This is a genomic window from Actinoalloteichus fjordicus (genome assembly GCF_001941625.1).
Classification (GTDB): domain Bacteria; phylum Actinomycetota; class Actinomycetes; order Mycobacteriales; family Pseudonocardiaceae; genus Actinoalloteichus_A; species Actinoalloteichus_A fjordicus.
Genome location: NZ_CP016076.1, coordinates 5,460,129 through 5,481,510 on the forward strand (window position 1 = coordinate 5,460,129; position 21,382 = coordinate 5,481,510).

The following is a 21,382-nucleotide window of genomic DNA, read 5'->3' on the forward strand; positions in this document are numbered from 1 at the left end:
GTCGATCAGCAGCAGTTCTCGGGTCCGTTCTCACCGGCGGATCGCGGCGATCTGACGTCAGACGCCACCGGCTCGGCCCGACGACCCGGACCGGCCGGACGGCGAACTCAGCGCCCGATCGCCGGCCGGGTGCACCCGACCAGGACCACGATCCACCGTCGCGAAGGACCTCACGCCCCCGGTGCGAACACCCGCACGCCGTCCTCGCCGACCGTGACGACGTCCCCGGGGACGAGCTGTCTGCCGCGCCGGGACTCCGGCTCGCCGTTGACGGTCACCTCGCCCGCGCCGAGCAGCTCGCGCGCGTCGCCGCCGTCGGCCGCGAGGTCGGCCAGCTTGAGGAACTGGCCCAGCCGGATGCTGTCGTCCTGGATCTCCACGTCGCGCATGGGCTCATCATGCCCGGAACGACCAGGCCGGAGCGACGGGGCCGGGTCTCCGACGGAGTACGACAGCCGGTGGTCCCCGGCATCGATGCGACCGGCCATCGGGTCGCCTCCCAGGCGTGCGGGGTGCACAGTGACCAGATGGTGTCGTGGGGACTCGATCCGGTGGCGATGGCGGAACGGCTGAGTACGACGGTGACCAGGACAGCGGGCTGGGCCGTCGAGGCGGCCGCTGCCGTCGTCGCGTTGCCCGGCCGGGTGATCCGACTTCTCGATGCCGTCGAGTCGCTGGTCGTGCGGATCGACACGGTCGTGGACTCCGCCGACGACCTGCTGGCGCGGACCCGCCTCGTGGTCGCGGAGGCCGAGACCCTCGTGGGCCGAACCGACGGCATCGTCACGAGGGCGGCGGGGACGGTCGGCGACGCGGAGCAGGTGGCGGGGGTGGCCGCCGCCGTGGTCACCGAGGCAGAACAGGCGTCGAAGGGAGCGCAACAGATCCTGGCGCTCTATCAGCCGCTCGCCCACCGGCTCGCTCCGATGGCGACGCAGTTCACCGAGGAGCTCTCGCATCGCGAGGTCGAGGCGGCGATACGACTCATCGATCAGCTGCCGACGCTGACCGAACACCTGCTCACCGACATTCTGCCGATCCTCTCGACGCTCGACCGCGTCGGCCCCGACATCCACGAACTGCTGAGCGTGGCGGACGAGGTTCGGCAGGCGGTGCTCGGCATTCCCGGCTTCGCCTTCTTCCGCAGACGCGGCGAGGACAAGACGTCCGGCGGCGGACCGGAGCCGGTCGATTCTCCCGATTCTGCGGGGCCGACTTCGGCAGGATGACCTCGATTCCGCCACTTGGCTGAATCCTGCTCGACAGATCAGCCCAGGACCGTCGAATTCGGCTCGATGAATTCGACGACCGACTCGAGCAGAGCGGAGTCCGTCGAACGAAGAAACATGACGTCTACCCCCTACCGTCTGCCACACTGACCCGAGAACCATCGACTTCACCTGCGGCGATGCCGATCCTGACGGCGTTGACGCACCGCATCGAACACCGATCGGACGCCACAGGAATCGCCGGAATCGGCCAAGATCAGTCGCCGCATCCCGCCGACCGAATAGTCGTGGTAATCATTCTTCGGGTCGACACCGCACATGAGGTGACAGCACAGCGCAGGGAGCGGCGTGCAAGGCCGAGCCGGGTGATGCGTCGATCTGGCGGACTTCTGCTGCGTCAACGCAGTCAGCACTGCCCACACGCGACGAGCCGCCGTCAGCCACTGGAGATCAAAGGAGATCTTTGCGTGAGATCACGACGATTACGCCGCAGCGCCCTCCCCGCGCTCGCCGCGCTGGCCTCGGTCGCGCTGGCCGCCCCGACCGCGAACGCCTATCAGCCCTCCCCGGCGGACGCCGCCCGGTCCGACACGATCACCGAGACCTCGACCGCCGCCGATCCCGAGCCGTCGCAGGCGGGGCGTCAGGTGGAGGCGCTCGACCGGGGTGTGGTGAGCGTGCGCTCCGGCAACGGCAACCTGGTGAGCTGGCGCTGGCTGGCCACCGATCCGGACTCGGTGGGCTTCAACGTCTATCGAGGCTCCACCCGGCTCAACTCCTCCCCCGTCACGAACTCGACCAACTATCTGGACGCGGGTGCGGCGGCGGGCAGCACCTACACGGTCCGGGCCGTGGTCAACGGTTCGGAGCAGCCTGCATCCCCGCCCGCGCTCCAGTTCGGCGCTGGTTATCTGGACGTGCCGATCCAGCAGCCTGCAGGCGGCAGCGGCTACACCTACGCGGCCAACGACGCCAGCGTGGGTGACCTGGACGGCGACGGACAGTACGAGATCGTGCTGAAGTGGGACCCGACCAACGCCAGGGACAACTCGCAGTCCGGGACCACCGGCAACGTCTACCTCGATGCCTACGAACTGAACGGGACGCGCCTGTGGCGCATCGACCTCGGGCGCAACATCCGAGCCGGGGCGCACTACACCCAGTTCCAGGTCTACGACTATGACGGGGACGGCCGAGCCGAGGTCGCGGCCAAGACCGCCGACGGGACCCGCGACGGCGTGGGCACCGTGATCGGCAACTCGGGTGCCGATCATCGCAACTCCTCGGGCTACGTGCTGGCGGGCCCGGAGTTCCTCACGATGTTCGAGGGCACCACGGGGCGAGCCCTGTCCACCGTGGACTATGTGCCTGCCAGAGGGAACGTCAGCAGCTGGGGCGACAACTACGGCAACCGGGTCGACCGATTCCTGGCGGGCACCGCCTACCTCGACGGTGCCCGGCCGAGCCTGATCATGGCTCGCGGCTATTACACGCGCTCGGTCGTCGTCGCCTGGGACTTCCGCAACGGCTCGCTGACCCGACGGTGGACCTTCGACAGCAACAGCTCCACCAACGGCCCGCAGTGGGAGGGCCAAGGCAATCACAGCCTGTCCATCGCCGACGTCGACGGCGACGGGCGGGACGAGATCCTCTACGGCGCGATGGCCGTCGACGACGACGGGCGCGGCCTGTGGGTCAACGGCACCGGCCACGGCGACGCAGGTCATGTCGGGGACCTCGACCCGAGCAGGCCTGGCCTGGAGTACTTCAAGGTCAACGAGGGAACGAGTCAGCCCGGCTCCTGGCTCGCCGACGCCCGCACCGGCCAGACGTTGTGGCGCACGGCGTCCGGCGGCGACAACGGGCGCGGCGTCTCCGGCGACATCTGGGCGGGCAGCCCCGGCGCGGAGTCGTGGTCGGCGCGCGACGGCCAGATCCGGAATCCGCAAGGTCAGAACGTGGGCCGCAAGCCCTCGTCGATCAACTTCCTGGCCTGGTGGGACGGCGACCCGGTGCGGGAGCTGCTCGACGGGACCCGCATCGACAAATACGGGACCTCCGGCGAGACCAGGCTGCTCACCGGCAGCGGCGTCACCTCGGTCAACGGGACCAAGTCGACGCCCGCGCTGTCGGGCGATCTACTCGGCGACTGGCGCGAGGAGGTCATCTGGCCGACGACCGACAATCGGGCGCTGCGGATCTACAGCACCCCGCACCAGACCGACCGCCGGATCACGACGCTGATGCACGACACCCAGTACCGGGTCGCGATCGCCTGGCAGAACACCGCCTATAACCAACCCCCGCACCCGAGCTTCTTCATCGGCGACGGCATGAGCAGCCCGCCGAGGCCGACGGTGTACGCACGCTGACCTGGTCGGACGGGGCGGAGCGGGCCGGCGGCCTGCTCCCCCCTCGTCTGGGGTGATCCACGTCGATCGCAGGTCCATTGTGCGTCCGGCGATCCGTGAGGCGCAGCGCCTCGAAGGCGACCGGGTCGCCGGTCGGCCGCGCTCACCGTCGTCCGGGTCGTCGGGCCGGACACAGCGGGCCGGACCTGCGAAGGCCGGATGCCGCCGACCCGGCCCGGCCGTCGCCGCAGATCGGATCGCGGCTTCTCACCGAGGCGCCGGGAGAGTCCCGTTCTGGCTCAGCCGAGGGATCTGCAGCTGAGCCCATGGACTGAGGAGGTACGGCATGCGGTCGGCGACCGTCACCAGGTCGGCCCAGTCCGCCCAGCGCCATTCACACACCTCGGCGGGTTCGGGATTCGGGTCCGAGTCAACGGTGGCGGTCCATACCGGGCAGAACTCGTTCTCGACGATCCCGCTCGCGTCGGTCGCCGTGTACCGGAAGTCTGGGAGCACGGTGCGCGGGTCGGCGATCGCGATGCCGAGCTCCTGTCGCCCGCGTCGGGCGACGGCGTCCTGTATGGACTCCCCTGGGCCGGGGTGCCCGCAGAAGGAGTTGGTCCAGACGCCGGGCCAGGTCTTCTTGCCGAGCGCCCTCCTGGTCAGCAGCACGCGGCCGTCCGGCCCGAAGACGTAGCAGGAGAACGCCAGGTGCAGCGGCGTGTCCTTGGTGTGGATGCTCGCCTTCGGTGCCGTGCCTGTCCGTGCGTACTGATCGTCGAGGAGAACGACCAGTTCCGGGTTTCCTCGGTCATCCGTCGCCGTGGTCATGTCGGTCACCTCGGCGTGCCGCCAAGACCGGCGTAGACGGTCACCACCGGATCGGCAGGCCGTTTGCAGCTCATCCAGCTGAGTCGGTGCCCGCTGGACGGGTCGGTACCCGAGATCGCGCTGACGACGTCGTCGAACAGGTCAGGTGCGATCCCCGACATCGTCAGCACGTCCACGACCCGCGTGCGCGCCTCGGCATCGTCGTCGAGATTCGGGTCAAGGGGGCAGTACAGCGTGGCCGAGGCGGGTTCCGGACCGCCTCCCTGGTAGGCGAGACAGGTGATCGGAGCCTTTGCCGCGTGCTCGACGGGGTCGTCGTAGAACCGGCCGAGGATCTTGGTGAAGGCATCCGGCTGGTAGTCCCGTGCCAGGCTCGCGGCCCGCTCGATCTCGTCCGGTCCACAATCGGAGTGCCGAAGGTAGAGCTTCACCCTGGCATCGGGCGAGTCGCCGAGATCAAGCGCGAACAACGCGATCTCCTGCTGTGGTCGGTCGAATCCATCGCGACCGAGACGCTCGCTGAGGAATTCCCATTGCGTGCTGAGTCCCAGCCTGCCCATCGCCTCGCCGACGACCTGCTGCGGCCGCAGCCCGCGAGCGGCAGGGTTCAGATACACCTTGAACAGCGGAGTGCCGCCGGTCTTCAGCGCCGCGGAGCCGAGCATCGAGTACGTGCCGCTCGTCTCGTCGAAGAGGTCGGCGATGAGGCGGAACCGGTGCACGTCGACGTTCAGGGCCTCGTCCAGTCGCTCCACGAAGCGACGTCCCTCCCGCCGAGGGGACGACGGGTCCGACGCGGAGTTCAGCGGTTCGAAGAGCGCCCGCGCCTCCGCGGCGGACCGGGTCATCGCGAGCGAGAACTCCACCGGCGAGCCATCGTTCGACGCGAACGAGTGATGGTCGTCGAACCGCTCGACGGGCTCGTCCGCCCACTCCCCCAGCAGCGAACCCGCGACAGCTGCCTGACTTGCGGCGGCCTCGATCGTCGGATCGATCGTCTCGGCCAACAGCTGCAGGTGAGCTGTGACGACATCCCGATACGTCACCGGGTGACCTAGGTCCACATTCGCCCAGGTTCTCGCACGGCCTGTTGCCACTGGTGCCACCACCTCCACGATCAGGACGACGAATTCACGGAGCATCACGGCTGCCACCGGTGTCCTCAACGCTTCGGGTCCAGCCCTTCCCTTTCCACCAGGAAGAGGTGCGCGAACGCGCTCCCCGACGCTGTGCCGATCTCGTCGCCTGTTTCCCCGCGGTGTCCAGGAGGTCACCAAGCAGGTCTTTCCCGATCGAACCTGGTCGTGACCGACCCGAGAAGCCTGGGTCCGCACGGGAGAAGCGGCTGCTTCTCTTGCGCCGCCTGCCCATCCGAGTCGGCGATCCCCGACGCCCGCCAGTGCGCTGTCTGTTCCGTGTCCGGCTCGGCCGCAGCGCGCTCACGAGGCGGCGCTCGATGCCGACGCGCACCGAGGTGGTGCGCGCCTGCCGCTCGGACTGCGAGCGGGCCTGGCTCGGTCGCGAGGCGTCGTCAAGGACAAGGACAAGGACAACGGCAGGCGAAGGCCGTGCCGGGTGCTCGCGGTGAGGGGGTCGTCATCGCCGAGCAGGCGTACTCGCCCGTCCAGCACCACCCGGAGGTGCCGTTCGGCTTCGGCGGGTCGATCCAGGCCCGCGAGCACCTGGGCCAGATTGTTCCGGACGCTCAGCGTGTGCGGGTGCAGCTCGCCGAGCACCCTTCCCCTGGTCGCCAGCGGTCGGGGCGTTCGCGGCTTCGGCGGCATCGGCTCATCACCGTCTCCCGCAGCATGGCGCGTCGCGCGCGGACCGGGATCGCACCACAGCGAACGGCGGGATGCGATCCCGGTCGCACCGACCGCCACTGCCGCCGCCACGCCGAATTCGGCCCCCGGTTCGGGGCGGGTCCGCCACTCGTTGCGGTGATCTTGGGCCGAGAAACCTGCTGTCGACGGTCCCGGCACCCCACGATTTCGATGGCAGGAGAAGCGCGGGCGGCGGCTTCGGTGCTGCCAGGGCCCTGCGCTCCTCGCCGGGACGCGCCGATCGACTCGGCGCGTCCGTTCATCGCGCGTCACGCCAGTCGAGACGCGCCGAGGCAACGGGAGTGTCAGTCATGACAAGCTCGACGACAGTAAGGCCGGGATCGACGGGCACGGTGGATGCGGTGGTCACCACCGTCGCCGGGAGCGGCATCGGCGGGTTCGGCGAGGATGCGGACGGACGAGCCGTCCACACTCGGCTTCACCACCCGACCGGTGTCACGATCGATATGGCTCGCAAGATCCTCTACATCGCCGACTCGGGCAATCATCGGGTTCGTCGCGTCCACCACGGTTCGATCACCACCGTGGCGGGTACGGGAGATCCCGGCTTCGACGGCGACGGCGGCCCCGCCGACGCAGCCCGCGTCACCACACCCACCAGCGTCGCCGTCGACCACCACGGCACCCTCTACATCGCAGACACCGGAAACCACCGCATCCGCAAAGTCGACACCGACGGAACCATCACCACCGTCGCAGGAACGGGAGATCCCGGCTTCGACGGCGACGGCGGCCCCGCCAACGCAGCCCGCGTCACCACACCCACCAGCGTCGCCGTCGACCACCACGGCACCCTCTACATCGCAGACACCGGAAACCACCGCATCCGCAAAGTCGACACCGACGGAACCATCACCACCGTCGCAGGCGCCGCAGAACCCGGTGACAGCACATCGCGCGGCGGGTTCTCGGAACCGGTCGGAGTGGCCGTGGATCGGGCGGGGTCGGTCTACGTCGCGGAGCGTGGTGCGGCCAGGGTCAGCCGGATCGGGACGACCGGGCTGGTCACCGTGATCGCCGGAGCGGGGGCGGCCTCGGATCGAGGCAGTACGAGGTTGAGCCGTCCGAACGGCGTGGCGGTGGACGGCCGGGGGGCCGTCTACATCGCCGACACCGGATGTCATCGGATCCGCAAGGTCACCTCGGGGATCGTCGACTCGATCGCGGGCACCGGATCGCCGGGACGAGGCGGGGTCGGTGGACGAGCGGTGCTGACACCCTTCGATGCGCCGAACGGTGTGGCGTTGGACGAGTACGGCAACATGTATGTCGCCGACACCGGCAGCCACCGCATTCGCAAGATCATGCTGTTCGACCGGCTGCTGGCGATCAGCGGCGACGGCCAGCGTCCCGCGCCCGCCGCCGTCTTCCCTCGGCCGCTCGTCGTGCGGGTCACGCTGCGAGAAGGACCGGTGCTCGCCGCGCCGATCACGTTCGCGATCGTCGGGGACACCACCTCCGGCGCCCGCTTCACCGAGTCGGCATCCACTCGGACGGTGGTACGCACGAACCTTCAGGGTGAGGCCGCCGTCGAACTGACGGGCGGGCCGATGCCGGGCACGGTGCGGGTGGAGGCGACGCTGGGCACCATGGTCACCACGTTCACGGCCGCGATCTCGACGCCAAAGGCGACCTCGGCATCGGCACGGTGACCGGATCGGGAGCGTTCCTCCTGCCGGGCGCGGCCGCCGGCCGCAGCCGGGCCACGACGGGACCGGCTGAGCACGACGGACTCGACGTCGACCCCTGCCCCACGCCGAGTCCTGGTTGCCGTGGCCCGTGTCAGAGTCTGTCTGTGATCCCCCTGGAGTCGTGAGCGGGGATCAGCGTGGCTGAGCTGCCAGGCGGAGGTAAGAGACATAACCGGAGTCATGTCGACTGACGACAACGCAGCAGATCGCCGCGCTGGCCCCGCGCAACAGGACAGTGGGGATCAATAGACAGGCTCTCAGACCGCGGCGGCGGGTCGCCTCCCCCACCAGGCGATCCGCCGCCGCACGGCTCAGACGTGCACCACCGGGCCGTTCGCCGTCTCGCCTCGGCTGAGAAAGAGCGCCAGGCCCGCCGCGACCAGCGCCACCGCCGCGCCGACGGTGAAGGCGAAGCCCATCCCGTCGAGGAAGGCGGCGTGACTCGCCGAGGCCGTCGCGGCGGCGACGTCGGCGCTCACGCCGTCCGGGATCACCGGAACCGCCTGGGACACCTGGCTGCGCATGCCCTCGATCTCCCCGCCGCTGGGCGCGGGAAGCCCGGCCTCGACGAAACGGTCCGGGAGGGTGGCGGCCACCCGCCCGCCCAACAGGGCACCGAGCACTGCGGTACCCAGGGAGCCGCCGAGCTGCATCGCGGCCTGCTGCATCCCGCCTGCGACACCGGAGAGCCGCATCGGCGCGTTGCCCACGATCGCATCGGTCGCGGCGACCATGACCACGCCGAGGCCCCCGCCGAGCAGCAGGAACAGCAGTCCTGTCATGACCGGACCGGTGTCGGCGTCCACCAGGGACATCCCGAACAGCGCGACGGCGGTGGCGAGCAGGCCCAGCGCGGCAGGCACCCGGATGCCGAACCGCTCGATGACGCGGCCCGCCACGGGGGGCCCGAAAGCGAGCATCACCGACAGCGGCATGATCCGCAGCCCCGTCTCCAGCGGGGTGAGTCCCTGGACGCCCTGGAAGTAGAAGGTCAGGAAGAACATCGAGCCGAACATCGCCAGCGCCATCAGCAGGATCAGGATCGTGCCGATCGACAGCGAGGCGGAGCGGAAGATGCTCAGCGGAAGCAACGGCTCGCGAACCCTGCTCTGCCACCAGACGAAGACAGCGGCCAGCACCAGGCCGGTGGCGGCCGACCCGAGCGTCATCGGATGCGTCCAGCCCTCTTCCGGCGCGCTCACCAGTGCGAAGACCACGCCGAACATCGCAAGGGACAGCAGCAGGATGCCCACGACGTCGAACCGCGAGTCCGGGTCGACGGCGTGATTGGCAGGCAGCAGGCGCAGGCCGAGAGTGACGGCGAGCACCGCGATAGGGACGTTGACAAAGAAGACGGCCTGCCAGTTCACCGCCGAGACGAGGACGCCGCCCGCGATCGGCCCGGCGGCCGTCGAGGCGCCGATCAGACCGGAGAACACGCCGATCGCCCGGTTGAGCTTCTCCTTCGGGAAGCTCATTCGCAGCAGGCCCAGGGCGGAGGGGATGATCGCGGAGCCGAAGGCGCCCTGCAGGATGCGCAGCCCGATGAGGGCCGGGATGCCCTGCGACAGTCCGATCGCCAAGGACGTGAGACCGAAACCGATCACGCCGATGAAGTAGACGCGGCGGTGACCGAAGCGGTCGCCGAACTTCCCCGAGGTGATCAGGAAGACGGCCAGCCCGAGCAGATAACCATGGGTGACCCACTGGAGCTCGGCGAGCGTCGTGCCGAGGCTGGCGCCGATGGCCGGGTTGGCCACGGCGACGATGGTGCCGTCGACAGCCACCATCATCACCCCGAAGCTGATCGCGACCAGGGTCGCCCAGGGGTTGGCCTTGGACGCCCTCGGCGGCACGTGCGCATCGGTGGTGGGCAGGCTCATGAACGTCCTCACTTTCGAGAGCCGTCAGGCGCGAAGTGGCAATCGCTGACTCTTGACACAGGATGCCACATCTTGATCGACGGGTTAGGCTCCTACCCAGGAGGCGATGTCCAATGGAGGATTCGGTCGCAGCCCTCGGCCTTCGGGAACGCAAGAAGGCGCGGACTCATGAGGCGCTGATCGACACGGCCCTGCGGCTGTTCGCGCAGCACGGCTTCGCCGCGACCACCACCGAGGAGATCGCGGCCGCGTGCGAGGTGTCCCAGCGAACCTTCTTCCGCTACTTCAACAGCAAGGAAGACGTCGTCACCGCAGTCGAGGACGCGGTGGACGACGAGTTCCTGCACCGGTTCCGGGATCGCCCGGTCGAGGAGCATCCCCTCTTCTCTCTGCGAGCCGCCGCCTTGGCGACCTGGGGAAGCCTGAACGAGTCAGCCGCCGAGCGACAGGTACTGGCGGCACGGCTCGGTGAGGAGAACCCGCCGCTGCTCGCGGCGCAGCTTCGGCGGCGGGACGACCGACAGGCGATGCTCGTCGACGAGATCGTCGAACGCACCGGCAGGCCGAGTCAGGAGGTGGAGGTGCGAGCCTGGCTGGCGGTGGGTGCCTTCACCACGGCAGTCCGGGTGGCGCACGGCATCTGGTGCGGCCGGGGCGGCACGGCTGTCACCAGCCTCTGCGAGGCGATCGAGCTCAGTCTCGACCTGCTGCCGTCGTCGCTGACCACGGCGTGGCATCTGCCCGACGCCGCCTCCTGACCGCCTGCGGCAGGACGATCCGGCCGCAGGCACCGCCGCGCTGTCGGGCTGCGGGGTCCACCGGTCGCCGCCGGTCTCGACTCTCGGAGACTCCGAGGCTGCCGACGAGCCATCGGCGCCGGTGGGCCGCGACAGCACGCGCCGTCTCGCGGGCTCCGGCCGCCACCACGCCGAACCGGCCGTCGCCCGCCCGACGGATCAGCCGCCTCCACCGCTGGAGGCGATGGCGGCCTGACGTTCCGAGAGGGCCTTGCGCAGTGCGGCAGCGGCGGGGCCGACGTGCTCCCGAAGCTCCCGAAGTCGGGCCCGGTGTCGACGACGTTCCGCGCCGGAGAACACCGTGCGAAGCTGACCCTCTGCGGCGAGCGAGGTCATCGCGGCGTCCCGGCGATCGATCCGGTCCATCGGCAGGTCGTCCTTCAGGATCGCGATCGCCTTGCGCCGCAGGTCCTCGGCGATCTCGGGATGCAGCACCTCGACCTGCCGAGCCGGGAAGACGAGCAGCGTGCGGCCCGTCGAGTGCCGGATGAGGTCGGCGTCGGCCAGCTGCTCGCCGACGGCATCGACTGCGGCCCCGCCTCGGCGGGACACCCACCACTTCCAGGCCCGAGGCTTCTCCGCCTCGACGGCGGCGAGCAGGTCGTCCTGGAGTCGGTCCGCCGTGGTCGGCCCGGACCGAGCCACGGCGGGCTTCCCGTTCTCGTCGGTCAGGAGGCCGTGCGTGAGCAGGTCGTCGAGCGCGGCCGCCCGCAGCGTCAGCCCGAGCTGGTCCCGATTCACCAGCCGATCACGCTGGAGGTCGCAGGCGAGCAGGTAGAGGCGGGGTGCGAGAGATTCTGGAGCATCCACGGCCCCGATCCTGACGTGTTTCCCGGTCAGGCGCCGAAGAACACGAGGATCAGTGCATTCCCGTGCTCAGCAGCCGCCACCGCCGCCGCCACCTGCGCCACCACTGCCCACCCGGTTCGCCACTGCTGCCGCAGCCTGCCTGCCGAGTTCGGCCTCGTGCAGTGCCGACGCGACCGGTCCGACGTGTCCACGAAGCTCCCGAAGCCGGGCGTCGTGGCGAGCACACTGCTGCTCGGAGAGCACCGACCGCAGCCGACACTCGGCGGCCAACGACACCATCGCCACGTCTCGCCAGGCGATCCGCTGCACCGGCAGGCCGTCCTGGAGAACGCCGTGCACCCTGCGCCGCAGGTCCGCCACGACCTCCGGGCGCAGCACCTGGACCCGTCGGGTGGGGAAGATCAGCAGCGCTCGGCCGGACCAGTGCCGCACCAGACCCGCGTCAGACAGGCGCTCGCCCGTGAGCCGGACGGCCGCAGGCAGGCCGCGACCGATCCACCAGCTCCACGGCCGGGGCGGCAGTCGGCCGATGGCAGTGAGAAACCGGTCCTTCGCCGCGTCGCCGGTCCGGCACGAGCGTCGCACGGCGGGCTTACCCCGTTCGTTCCTCAACAGTCCGGCGTGGAAGAGCTCGTGGAGCGTGGCGGCATGGAGTGCGTAGCCCAGCTCGGCTCGCGCAGTCAGGCGCTCGCCCGCGAGGTCGCAGGAGAGCAGATAGAACCGGGAGGCGAGAGCATCGCGCACGTCCACACCACCCATGGTGCCCCGTCCTCTCGGCTCCTCGTCTAGGAGAGCGCAGATCACCCCGGTTCGGCGTGCGGAACGGGCCGGGATCACCTAGCCCCGACCGGCCGCCACTGCGCCGTACCCCGCGCGGGGTGTCGACGGTCCGGGCGGGTCACTCACCGCCGCCACCACCACCGCCGTCACCACCACCGCTGTCACCCCAGCCGCCGTCACCGCCGTGCCCGCTGTCTCCGCCGACGCCGCCGTCGCCGCCGCCCGAGGACCGACGTCGCGCCTCGACTGCTCCGCGTAACGCCCACGCGACGGGGCCGACGCGGGCACGAAGCTTCCGGAGGAGGACGTCGTGGCTGCCGAGAGACTCGGGGTGGAACACGCCCGCCAGCCTGCCTTCGGCGGCGAGCGACACCATCGCCGCGTCCCGACGGTCGAGCTGCTGCACCCGCACGGAGCCGTGCAGAATCCGCCGCACCCGGCGGCGCAGCTCTCCGACGACCTCGGGATGCGAGACCCGGACGCGACGGACCGGGAAGAGCAGTAACGCTCGGCGGGACGACTGCCGGACCATCCCGTCATCGGCCAGACTGCGGCCGGTCTGGCCGACGGCCGCCTTCGCGCGTTCCGTCACCCAGGCTCGCCACGGGCGTGGCTTCCCGGCGGCGACGGCGCCGAGGACCTCGTCGAACAGCGGGTCGCCGGTCCGCCCGGTGCCTGCCACCGCGGGTCGCCCCCGGCTGTCGGTGGTCAGCAGTCCCCGGCGAAGGAGGTCGTCGAGCGCGGCGGCACGAAGGACGAGTCCCAGCCGGGACCGGTGCATCAACCGCTCGCGGTCGACGTCGCAGGCGAGCAGGTAGAGCCGAGCCGCGAGAGTGTGCGGAAGATCCACGAAGTCATCCTGCCTGGTCGCCCGCCGGCACAAAGGGAAACGAGCAGATCAGTCGTGATCCGACGGCCACGGCGGGAGACGGCGGGCCGGCAGCCTCGAGGAGTTCCCGCCTGGAAGCAGCGCCGTCATCCGATCGGATCAGCCTAGCGGCTCGGGTAGCCCGGACATCGCTGGTCATTACACTCGAACAGATCACACGATCACCCGATACGGTGAGCCTTCCGTCATCCCGAGCCTGCTCAGCAAGGTCGGGCGGGCGGCCCCCGTACCGACGAACGAGCGTGCCAGCCAGGAGGCCGATGATGTCCGACCAGGAAGAGCCGCTGCTCGGGATCGATCTGGACTGGCCCAATCCGGCGCGGATGTACGACTACGCGCTGGGCGGGGCACACAACTTCGCCGTCGACCGCGAGGCGTTCGACAAGCTCCTGACCATCGACGCCGACGCGGCGCTGGTCGGCCAGACGAACCGGGCGTTCCTGCGCAGGGCCGTGCGGTACTGCGTCCAGGCAGGCATCCGCCAGTTCCTCGACCTGGGCTCCGGCATCCCCACCCAGGGCCATGCCCACGAGATCGCCCGCTCGGTCGATCCGAACGTGCGAGTGGTCTACGTGGACAACGAACCGGTCGCGGTCGCGCACTCGCGTCGATTGCTGAACTCGATCGACGGCGTCGAGATGGTCGCCGCCGACATCCGGCAGCCGGAGTCGGTGCTCGGCGCCCCGGAGACCGCGATGCTCGACCTCTCCCAGCCCATCGGGCTGCTCGCGGTCGCCGTGCTGCACTACGTCTCGCCGGACGACGACCCGGCCGGGCTGCTCGCGAAGTATCTGGAGCCGCTCGCACCGGGCAGCCTCCTCGCCGTCTCCCACACCACCGTGGACGCCGTCGACCCGGTGCAGGCCGCCGAGATGCAGAAGCTCTTCGCCTCGACCTCCAGTCCGGTGACCCACCGCAGCCACGCGGACCTCACCTCGCTGCTGTCCCCGGTGGACCTGATCGAGCCGGGCATCGTGTGGACGCCCCAGTGGCGCCCGGACGGCCCGGAGGAACTGCTCAGCGAGGAGCCGGAGCGGTCGGGCACCTACGCCGCCCTCGGGCGGATTCGAGGCTGAGACCACGCAAGGCCTGCGCCGCGTCGACCGGGGCGCGGGCCTTGCGGATCGGCCTGGGCGATCAGCGAGTGTGCCGTGCTGCTTGGCGAGGCGGATGCGCGGCAGGGCGGTGTCGGCCACGACCCGACGGATCACCGCCGCGAACAGCACCGGATCGACCGGGCGCTCTGGGGCGAGCCAGCCGACCGGCGGCCGTCGGAGGCCGCGTCGACGGCAGGCAGCCTCGTTCGTGCTCGCAAGACCTCGGGACGTCGAGCGCCGACGGGACGACCCGGACGCCGGGTCGACCGGCAGCAACGCGGCCGGGCGAGGCTGAGGCGCCGGAGTGCCGAGGCGCCGGAGTGCACAAGGGACGGCCGCCCCCGGACAAGCCACGGCCCCGACACGAATGGACAGTGCCGGGGCCGGTAAGGAGGTACCCAGAAAATCGGCGCACATTCGACGTACCTGACTCCGCCGATCAGGTGACATTAGGCTGGGCGACACGGCCGAAGAACTCACTGATCGTCACTGTTCGCCCCGATCCGCCCCGGCAGGAGCCCGGACGGACGTCACCGAGGCACGCGATCCCGGTACATCAAGCAGCTGACTGCTTGTCACCCCGGGACAGGCAGGCGACGACCTGCCCCGGTCGACGTTCGCCGCGTCACGCCGCCGAGCGAACCAGGCTGAAGCGACGGAATCTCACCTGATCGAGTGATGTCTGCCGAAGCTGCTGCATCTTGTGAGCACAGTGAACAAGCTGTGTGCGGGGAGATGGATCAGCAGGGTGGAGTCATCGTGAGTCTGGAGACAGAGGCAGTCCTCTGGTCACGAGCGAAGGTGTCTGAGTCAACCGATCTCCGTCTCGCCCCGTCGGGGAGGGACCGGGCGGCGATCACCGTCGCACCGAAACCCGTCGGCGGGTCCGGCGCGACCGGGACGTCGTCGAACACCGTGCACCGGCCCGTCCCGGCCGTCGAACCGATCTCTCGGCGCTTACCCGCACCAGCCGCGAACGACGAGGCCGCCGATCCGCCCGCAGGCAGGCTGCCGCGGCTGCACCGAGGCCCGGCAGGCAGGCGCAGCCTGCCCGACGTCCTCTCGATCGCGGCCGGGGCCGAGGACGAGACGACCTCTCACCCGACGGCTGCCGGCCCCGAGCAGGACACGCGCTCGGTCGCGGAGCACCTTGAGAGCCCAGCGGGAACCGAGCGGCCCCAGACTCGGGAGAAACCCGAGCCCAAGGCCGGTCGCGAGGTCCTCGTCCGCGCGGAGGGCACCGTCGGCCCGAAGGCACCTGCCCGCTCCGAAGTGCCCGAACACTGCGTGGCGGACGGCGGCGACGCCGAGTGCGTCGCGATCGACGTCGCGATCGACGTCGCCATGGTCGGCGCCGTCGTGCCTGCGCGTCCCGCGCTCCCCGGCAGTGCCCTTGGTCGAACGGTGCCGTCGCCGCGCGGCGGCGTCGAGGCGATCGGCCCGGGCCTCGCCGCCTCGGCCCCTCGACGCACCGCCCTGGCCCGGCTTCCGCAGCCGAGGAGCAATGGCGCAGAGCCCGTCGGGCGACGCGGTCGCGGGAACCCCACCGCCGTGGCGGCCTGCGACGAACCCACGTCCTGCGGGCCGGGGGCCGCCGAGGTCCGGGCCCGCGTCGGTCGGGCCGCCGACAGAACAGCCGACTCGGCAGGCTCCGGAACCCCCGGCAGGGTCGAAGGCCGCCACTGAACGGGTCACAGCAGTTCACGCCGCCCGCGAACCCGCAATAGTCGACGCCGGCCAGAAGCCTGCGGCCGAATAAGCGGCAGCGGAATACCCGGTCGACAATCACCCGGACGCCGTAACGGGGTCGCGCAGACGGACGATGCTCGAACAGAATGTACCGTGCCGACCTAACGGCACGCAGTGAACAGGAGTCGAGTAATGGTCGACAACCGGTCGACTTTCAACCTGACCGAACAGCCCTGGATTCCGGTACGTACCGGTGGAACGGTCCGCCGTATCGGTTTACGAGAGCTGTTCGAAAAAGCCCATGAGATCGAGGATCTGGCGGTGCCCATCCCGCCCGCAGCCGCCGCGCTCTGGCGAGTCCTCTATGCGATCACGGCACAGATCACCGGGCTGAACACGGCGTTAAACAGCTCAGATCCCGACGTCGACGGCTGGATGGCCGCCAGGAACGCCGTGCTGGAGCGGGGTGCGCTGAGTGCGGAACTCGTCGCGGAGCACTTCACGAGCAATCGTTCAAAATTCTACCTCTTTCACGCGGATCGTCCCTGGATGCAGGAGCCGCGACTCATCGAGGAATGTTTAGTTGCGTCCGGCGTCAACAAGCTCGTGGCAGGCAGGCCCGCAGGCAACAATCAGGTCTGGTTCGGCCACTTCAGCGATGTCGAACCGCAACCGATACCCGCAGGCGAAGCAGTCCTGCACCTGCTGGTACAGCTTTATTACGGACCGGCTGGAAAGTGCACCGCCCGCCGGATCGCCGGGCACGCCGAATCGAACAGCACGAAAGGCGTGCTTCGCTCGACAACCTCTTTTCACCCCATCGGGGCGAATCTGTTCGAGTCGCTCGTCGCAGGCGTGCCCGGCCCCCCGGCGAATGCGGACGCGAGTATCGACCGCTGCGGGTGGGAACAGCCGCTCCTCGACCCGCTCGGTCCGCCGCCAGAGCCGACCTGGCCCGGCGGCCTGTTGACCGGACGCAGTCGCCACGCCGTCCTGCTCGTACCCGACGCGACGGGCACGCTCGTCACCGACGCCTATCTCACCTGGGCATGGCGAGCCCCCTCCGTCGAGGCCCGCGATCCCTATCTCGTCTACGACACCAGCCGAGAGGGCCGGGCCTACCCCCGCCCCGCGTCCAGTGACCGAGCGGTGTGGCGAGACCTGGACTCCCTGCTGTTGCGAGCCTCGGTCGACTCCGGTGCGGCGCCGCGCAGGCCCGCGCTGTTCGACGGGCTGGCGAGGCTGCCGAGCGAGGTGCGCGACCGACTGCGTCTCGCCGCCTACGGATTCGACCAGGACGGCCAGACCCGCGACCGGCAGTGGTTCTCCGCCTCGATACCGCCCGTTCTGCGTCATCTGGAGGAGCACGACCCGATCACGGCGATCCACATCGGTGAACTGCGCCGTGCCGCCGAGGCCGTCGGCCGCAGGCTCCAGCACTGTCTCGGGGACGCGTGGCGCGACGTCACGTCGGCGGCGTCTCGGGAGAAGGACCGTGGTGGTCCCTGGCCGGTGCGCGCCGCGCAGCACTACTGGCCGTCGGCGGAGCGCGAGTTCTGGTCCCGCCTGCGCACCGGAGACGTCGACGCCGACCCGTGGGTGTTCCAGCAGCTGGCCCATCGCGCGATCGACGCCGCGCTCAGTCCCACCGACGAGGCAGATCTGCGCATCGCGCGGGCGGTCGACCTCGCCCGGCGCCGACTGAGCCGAGTCCTCACGAAGGAGACCCGGTGATCCGAACCCAGCCCAGTCGCGAGGTACGGGAGGAGTTCGTCGCGCACGTGCTGCGACTGTGCGCCGAGTCGACGCGGGTCCGTTCCGCCCTACGTGCCTGCGCGGGCCGCAGGCCGGAACGGATGGCACCCGAGGTGCACGCCGCCGTGACCAGGAGGCTGCCCCCGCACGCCTCCCCCGGCACCGAGCAGGCGTTCTACACGATCGCGGGCCTCATCGCCGCCCGACCCTGGACGACGACTCCGGATCAGGCAGGCGGGCCCGGCAGTCCCGGTGCGATCGGCCTCGTCGCGGTCTCGGAGCGCGGCACGACCGAACCGCGCGCCCTCGACGTCCGCACCGTCGACGCGCGGGTGGCCGACGCGACGGCGACGGCTCTCCTGCCTGCCGCACGCAGGCCGGGGGCCGTCCCCGCCTCGTTCGACCACGTCCGATTCGAACCGGTCTCGTTCGCCCCGGCCATCGAGCAGTCGGCCGCACCGTACCCGGCCGCACCGCATCATCCCGACCTCGGTCACGCCCTGGCCCGAGCCACGGTGGCAGGCCGAGGCGAACGGCGACCGATGCCGGTGAGCAACGCGGAGAAGCACCTGCACCTGCTGTCCAGGCAGGGTCTCACCGGCATTCACCGCCATCTGCCCGCCGTGGTCCGGCGGCTGCACGACCTCGACCAGCAGATCGACTGGTCCCGACTGCTCGCCGACCTGCTCACCTGGGAAGACGAGCCACGCATGGTGGCGCGTCGCTGGCTCCAGTCGTTCTACCGGACCCTCCCGCGTGACATCCACCCCGCTAGCCAGGAGGCAGAGCGATGACCGCGTCCGCTCCCCGTCATCTCGACATCCACATCCTGCACACGCTGCCCTACTCCAATCTCAACCGCGACGACCTCGGCTCCCCGAAGTCGCTGCTCTTCGGCGGCACGCCGCGCACCAGGGTGTCCAGTCAGTGTTGGAAGCGCGCGGTGCGACTCGAAGTGGAGAGCGGCGTCGGTGAGGCGGCGGTCCGCACCCGTCGGCTGCCCGTCGAGGTCGCCAGGGCACTGGCCGACCGACACGACTGGCCCGTCGAGCTCGCCGAGTTCGCGGGCAGGCACGTCGCCGCGGCGGCGGGTCTCGGCGTCGACAAGGACGATCTGACGGTGCTCGTCTTCCTGCCCGCTCGAGCCGTCGACGAGCTGGTGGAGCTGTGCGTCCGTCATCGCGGCGACCTGGACGCCGCGCTCATCGCGCTCAGAGGTCGGGCGCGACCGCAGGCGAAGAAGGGCGAGAGCGTCCTGCCCGCCGCCCAGGTGAAGGAGCTGATCGGCGGGCGCAACAGCATCACCGCGCTGTTCGGTCGCATGCTCGCCGAGCTGCCGGAGTCCAAGGTCGACGGGGCGGTGCAGCTCGCACACGCCTTCACCACGCACGCCACGGAGCCGGAGATCGACTTCTTCACCGCCGTGGACGACCTCAACCCCGTGGAGGCCACCGGCGGCGGACATCTGAACACGGCCGAGTTCAGCTCCGGGGTCTTCTATCGCTATGCCAGCCTCAACCTCGCGGACCTGACCTCGAACCTCGGCGGCGACCGGGCCGAGGTCTCCGCCGTGACGGAGGCGTTCGTGACCGCCTTCCTCAGCGCGCTGCCCAACGCGAAGAAGACCAGCACCGCACCGTTCACCGTCCCGGACCTCGCCTACGTCGCGGTGCGCGGCGACCGCCCCGTTTCGCTGGCCGCCGCCTTCGAGGACGCGGTCTCCACCCGCGACGGCGCGGGTTTCGCGAAGGCCTCCCGGCGGCGGCTGGACGACTACAACGCGAAGATCGGCCTGCTGCTCGGCGACGTCGAGATCGCCTTCCATGGTCACGCCACCCTGGACGACGGGCCGTTCCACGCGCTGGGGAGCAGGCAGCGCAGCTTCCCGGAGCTGGTCGCGGGCGCTCTGAGTGCGGTGAACGGGCTGCCAGCATGAGCGGCGTACTGCTCCGACTCGCGGGGCCGCTGCAGGCCTGGGGCACCGCCGCCGCCTTCGCCGAACGCGACACCAGAAGCCATCCGACGAGATCGGCCCTGCTCGGCATGATCCTCGCCGCCGAGGGGCGGGCCCGTGGCGACGACCTCGATCCGGCCTGGGCTGCGTTGGAGTTCACCGTGCGGGTCGACCGGCCCGGCACCCGACTGGTCGACTTCCACACGGTCGGCGGCGGCTATCCACGCAGCAGGACCGTGCCGACCTCGGAGGGTCGACGACGGTCCGAGGCCACCGCGACCCTGGTGTCCCGGCGGCACTACCTCAGCGACGCGGCATTCGTCGTGGCCGCTCACGGCCCCGACGAGCTGGCCGACCGCGCCGCCGCCGCACTCCGGGTGCCGCACTGGGCGCCCTATCTCGGCAGGCGTTCGTGCCCGGCCGATCAGCCGATGCTGCTGACCAGAGAGCCGATCGAGGATGCCGAGGCCGAGCTGTATCACGTGCCGCTGGCCCGCTCCCGGCCCGACCATCCCGTCGAACGGGTCGACGTCGACTTCATCCGGTCCGCCCACGGCGACCAGACCGGCATGGAGCACGGCGAGGAGCTGGACGACATCCCGATCTCGTTCCATCCGCATCGACGGACGTACCACACCCGACGAGTCGTGGTCCGTACCGAGGCGCTGCCCGCCGAGCTGTGCGGCGGCATCGGCGCCGACTATCTCGACACCCTGGCCGTCTACCTTGGGATCTCCGCACCATGACCACATGGCTCACCCGAATCCAGCCGAACCTGAGCAATTCGCGCAGCAGGGCGGATCTGCACGACTTCGTCGGGCTGCACCGGACCGTCATGTCGTTGTTCCCGGAGGAGCTGGGCGACATGCCCCGCAGGCAGGCGGGAGCGTTGTTCCGCGTCGACTCCGGCCCGGCCGGTGATCAGCTGCTGGTGCAGAGCAGCCTGCGTCCGGAGCCCGCCCGCCTGCCGCCGGATTACGGGACGCTGCGGACCACCGAGCTGACCGCGCTGCTCGATGCGTTGGAGGACACGATGATCGTGCACTATCGACTGGTCGCCAACACCAGCAAACGACTGGCCAAGGACACCGACCGACATCGTCGAGGACAGCTCGTCTCACTCAAGGGGGACGAGATCCTGGACTGGTGGCATCGACGCAGCGCCGAGCACGGCCTGGCACTGGCGTCGGCGGAGGCGACCGCCGTGACGGCACCGCGCAGCAGAGACCGGACGGCGATACGCCATGCCCGCACCCGTTTCCAGGGCGTCGCCAGGGTGGTGGACGCGGAACTGCTCCGCAACGCGGTGCTCTCCGGCATCGGTCGGGCACGGGCCTACGGCTGCGGGCTGCTCAGTGTGGTACCGGCCAGGTCGCGTTCCTGATCCCGGTGGTGCCCGGGCACGACCGAGAGGCCGAGTCGGGCACCGGTCCGCGCTGACGTTCCCGTCCGGTCGTCTCCTCACCTCGTGGGGGTGCACCCCAGTCCGCATCGGCGACCAGCATCGGACGAGCTCTCGTTCCTCACCCTCGTGGGGGTTCTCCTGTCCAGTACCGGGTTCCTCCGCAGGGTGACGGCGGCGGGACGGAGATCGATCGAAGAAATCGGGTCGAACTCGCGTCACACCCGGCGACGCGCCGCGTCTCGTCACTGTCATCTCCATACCGGTGGAGGTGTCACGGAGGTACACAGCAAGGCCGACGGTCGGCTCGCCGCTCCCCACGTCAGTGGGGGTGTTCCGCACGGCGGGAGCGTCAGTTCCCCGGAAGGACACATCTCCTC

At 70.2% G+C, this 21,382-nt stretch carries 19 protein-coding genes; 11 read left to right on the forward strand and 8 right to left on the reverse strand.

The features are described 5' to 3' along the window. Positions 1 to 170: 170 nt before the first annotated feature. Positions 171 to 389, reverse strand: coding sequence for an RNA-binding S4 domain-containing protein (locus UA74_RS23190; RefSeq protein ID WP_075742148.1), 219 nt, complete (start codon positions 387 to 389; stop codon positions 171 to 173). A gap of 9 nt (positions 390 to 398) precedes the next feature. Between UA74_RS23190 and UA74_RS23195 the strand changes: the two genes are divergently transcribed. Both UA74_RS23195 and UA74_RS23200 read left to right on the forward strand, forming a co-directional pair. Beyond that, positions 399 to 1,229, forward strand: a complete 831-nt coding sequence (locus tag UA74_RS23195; protein WP_198042834.1) for a hypothetical protein — start codon at positions 399 to 401, stop codon at positions 1,227 to 1,229. A gap of 467 nt (positions 1,230 to 1,696) precedes the next feature. Further along, positions 1,697 to 3,601: a rhamnogalacturonan lyase gene (locus UA74_RS23200; RefSeq protein ID WP_157434398.1), complete on the forward strand. Its 1,905-nt coding sequence runs from the start codon at positions 1,697 to 1,699 to the stop codon at positions 3,599 to 3,601. 246 nt (positions 3,602 to 3,847) lie between these two features. On the opposite strand, the gene idi is transcribed toward UA74_RS23200, so the two are convergent. From idi to UA74_RS31140, 3 genes are all read right to left on the reverse strand, one after another. Further along, positions 3,848 to 4,411 (reverse strand): isopentenyl-diphosphate Delta-isomerase, encoded by a 564-nt coding sequence (gene idi / locus UA74_RS23205; protein ID WP_075744130.1) that lies wholly within the window; start codon positions 4,409 to 4,411, stop codon positions 3,848 to 3,850. 5 nt (positions 4,412 to 4,416) lie between these two features. Next, positions 4,417 to 5,457: a tryptophan dimethylallyltransferase family protein gene (locus UA74_RS23210; protein ID WP_198042835.1), complete on the reverse strand. Its 1,041-nt coding sequence runs from the start codon at positions 5,455 to 5,457 to the stop codon at positions 4,417 to 4,419. A 393-nt stretch (positions 5,458 to 5,850) separates the two neighbouring features. Further along, a complete protein-coding gene (locus tag UA74_RS31140; RefSeq protein WP_083683521.1) occupies positions 5,851 to 6,195 on the reverse strand; it encodes a tetratricopeptide repeat protein in 345 nt (114 codons plus the stop codon). A 350-nt stretch (positions 6,196 to 6,545) separates the two neighbouring features. Between UA74_RS31140 and UA74_RS23220 the strand changes: the two genes are divergently transcribed. Continuing rightward, positions 6,546 to 7,907: an NHL domain-containing protein gene (locus tag UA74_RS23220; RefSeq protein ID WP_198042836.1), complete on the forward strand. Its 1,362-nt coding sequence runs from the start codon at positions 6,546 to 6,548 to the stop codon at positions 7,905 to 7,907. A 350-nt stretch (positions 7,908 to 8,257) separates the two neighbouring features. Here the strand turns inward: UA74_RS23220 and UA74_RS23225 are convergent, their stop codons facing one another. Next, on the reverse strand, positions 8,258 to 9,829 hold the full coding sequence (locus tag UA74_RS23225) for an MFS transporter (protein ID WP_075765479.1): 1,572 nt from the start codon (positions 9,827 to 9,829) through the stop codon (positions 8,258 to 8,260). Positions 9,830 to 9,942: 113 nt separating this feature from the next. On the opposite strand from UA74_RS23225, the gene UA74_RS23230 reads away from it, so the two are divergent. Continuing rightward, the gene (locus UA74_RS23230) at positions 9,943 to 10,587 is read left to right on the forward strand and encodes a TetR/AcrR family transcriptional regulator (protein ID WP_075742153.1); all 645 of its coding nucleotides are present in this window, start codon (positions 9,943 to 9,945) and stop codon (positions 10,585 to 10,587) included. A gap of 198 nt (positions 10,588 to 10,785) precedes the next feature. On the opposite strand, the gene UA74_RS23235 is transcribed toward UA74_RS23230, so the two are convergent. From UA74_RS23235 to UA74_RS33090, 3 genes are all read right to left on the reverse strand, one after another. Then, positions 10,786 to 11,436: a GOLPH3/VPS74 family protein gene (locus UA74_RS23235; RefSeq protein WP_075742154.1), complete on the reverse strand. Its 651-nt coding sequence runs from the start codon at positions 11,434 to 11,436 to the stop codon at positions 10,786 to 10,788. A gap of 66 nt (positions 11,437 to 11,502) precedes the next feature. Further along, a complete protein-coding gene (locus UA74_RS23240; RefSeq protein WP_083683527.1) occupies positions 11,503 to 12,195 on the reverse strand; it encodes a GOLPH3/VPS74 family protein in 693 nt (230 codons plus the stop codon). Positions 12,196 to 12,334: 139 nt separating this feature from the next. Beyond that, positions 12,335 to 13,066 (reverse strand): GOLPH3/VPS74 family protein, encoded by a 732-nt coding sequence (locus UA74_RS33090; protein ID WP_075742156.1) that lies wholly within the window; start codon positions 13,064 to 13,066, stop codon positions 12,335 to 12,337. A 299-nt stretch (positions 13,067 to 13,365) separates the two neighbouring features. Here UA74_RS33090 and UA74_RS23250 point away from each other — a divergent pair, with 299 nt between their 5' ends. The 7 genes from UA74_RS23250 (at position 13,366) to cas6e (ending at position 20,984) form a co-directional block, all read left to right on the forward strand. Next, positions 13,366 to 14,181 (forward strand): SAM-dependent methyltransferase, encoded by an 816-nt coding sequence (locus UA74_RS23250; protein ID WP_232237384.1) that lies wholly within the window; start codon positions 13,366 to 13,368, stop codon positions 14,179 to 14,181. Positions 14,182 to 15,003: 822 nt separating this feature from the next. After that, complete coding sequence (locus tag UA74_RS23260) at positions 15,004 to 15,888, forward strand: hypothetical protein (protein WP_157434399.1); 885 nt, start codon at positions 15,004 to 15,006, stop codon at positions 15,886 to 15,888. Between the two features lie 195 nt (positions 15,889 to 16,083). Next, positions 16,084 to 17,625: a type I-E CRISPR-associated protein Cse1/CasA gene (gene casA / locus UA74_RS23265; protein WP_075765481.1), complete on the forward strand. Its 1,542-nt coding sequence runs from the start codon at positions 16,084 to 16,086 to the stop codon at positions 17,623 to 17,625. Beyond that, the gene (gene casB, locus UA74_RS23270; protein WP_075742160.1) at positions 17,622 to 18,440 is read left to right on the forward strand and encodes a type I-E CRISPR-associated protein Cse2/CasB; all 819 of its coding nucleotides are present in this window, start codon (positions 17,622 to 17,624) and stop codon (positions 18,438 to 18,440) included. The genes casA and casB overlap by 4 nt, the downstream gene beginning before the upstream one ends. Continuing rightward, complete coding sequence (cas7e, locus tag UA74_RS23275) at positions 18,437 to 19,582, forward strand: type I-E CRISPR-associated protein Cas7/Cse4/CasC (protein WP_075742161.1); 1,146 nt, start codon at positions 18,437 to 18,439, stop codon at positions 19,580 to 19,582. Before casB ends, cas7e begins: the two co-directional genes overlap by 4 nt. Beyond that, positions 19,579 to 20,346 carry a type I-E CRISPR-associated protein Cas5/CasD gene (gene cas5e, locus UA74_RS23280; protein ID WP_075742162.1) on the forward strand — a complete coding sequence of 256 codons (768 nt, stop codon included), beginning with the start codon at positions 19,579 to 19,581 and terminating at the stop codon, positions 20,344 to 20,346. The genes cas7e and cas5e overlap by 4 nt, the downstream gene beginning before the upstream one ends. Next, entirely contained in the window at positions 20,343 to 20,984 is a 642-nt protein-coding gene (gene cas6e, locus UA74_RS23285; protein WP_075742163.1) for a type I-E CRISPR-associated protein Cas6/Cse3/CasE, read from the forward strand. The genes cas5e and cas6e overlap by 4 nt, the downstream gene beginning before the upstream one ends. Positions 20,985 to 21,382 lie beyond the last annotated feature (398 nt).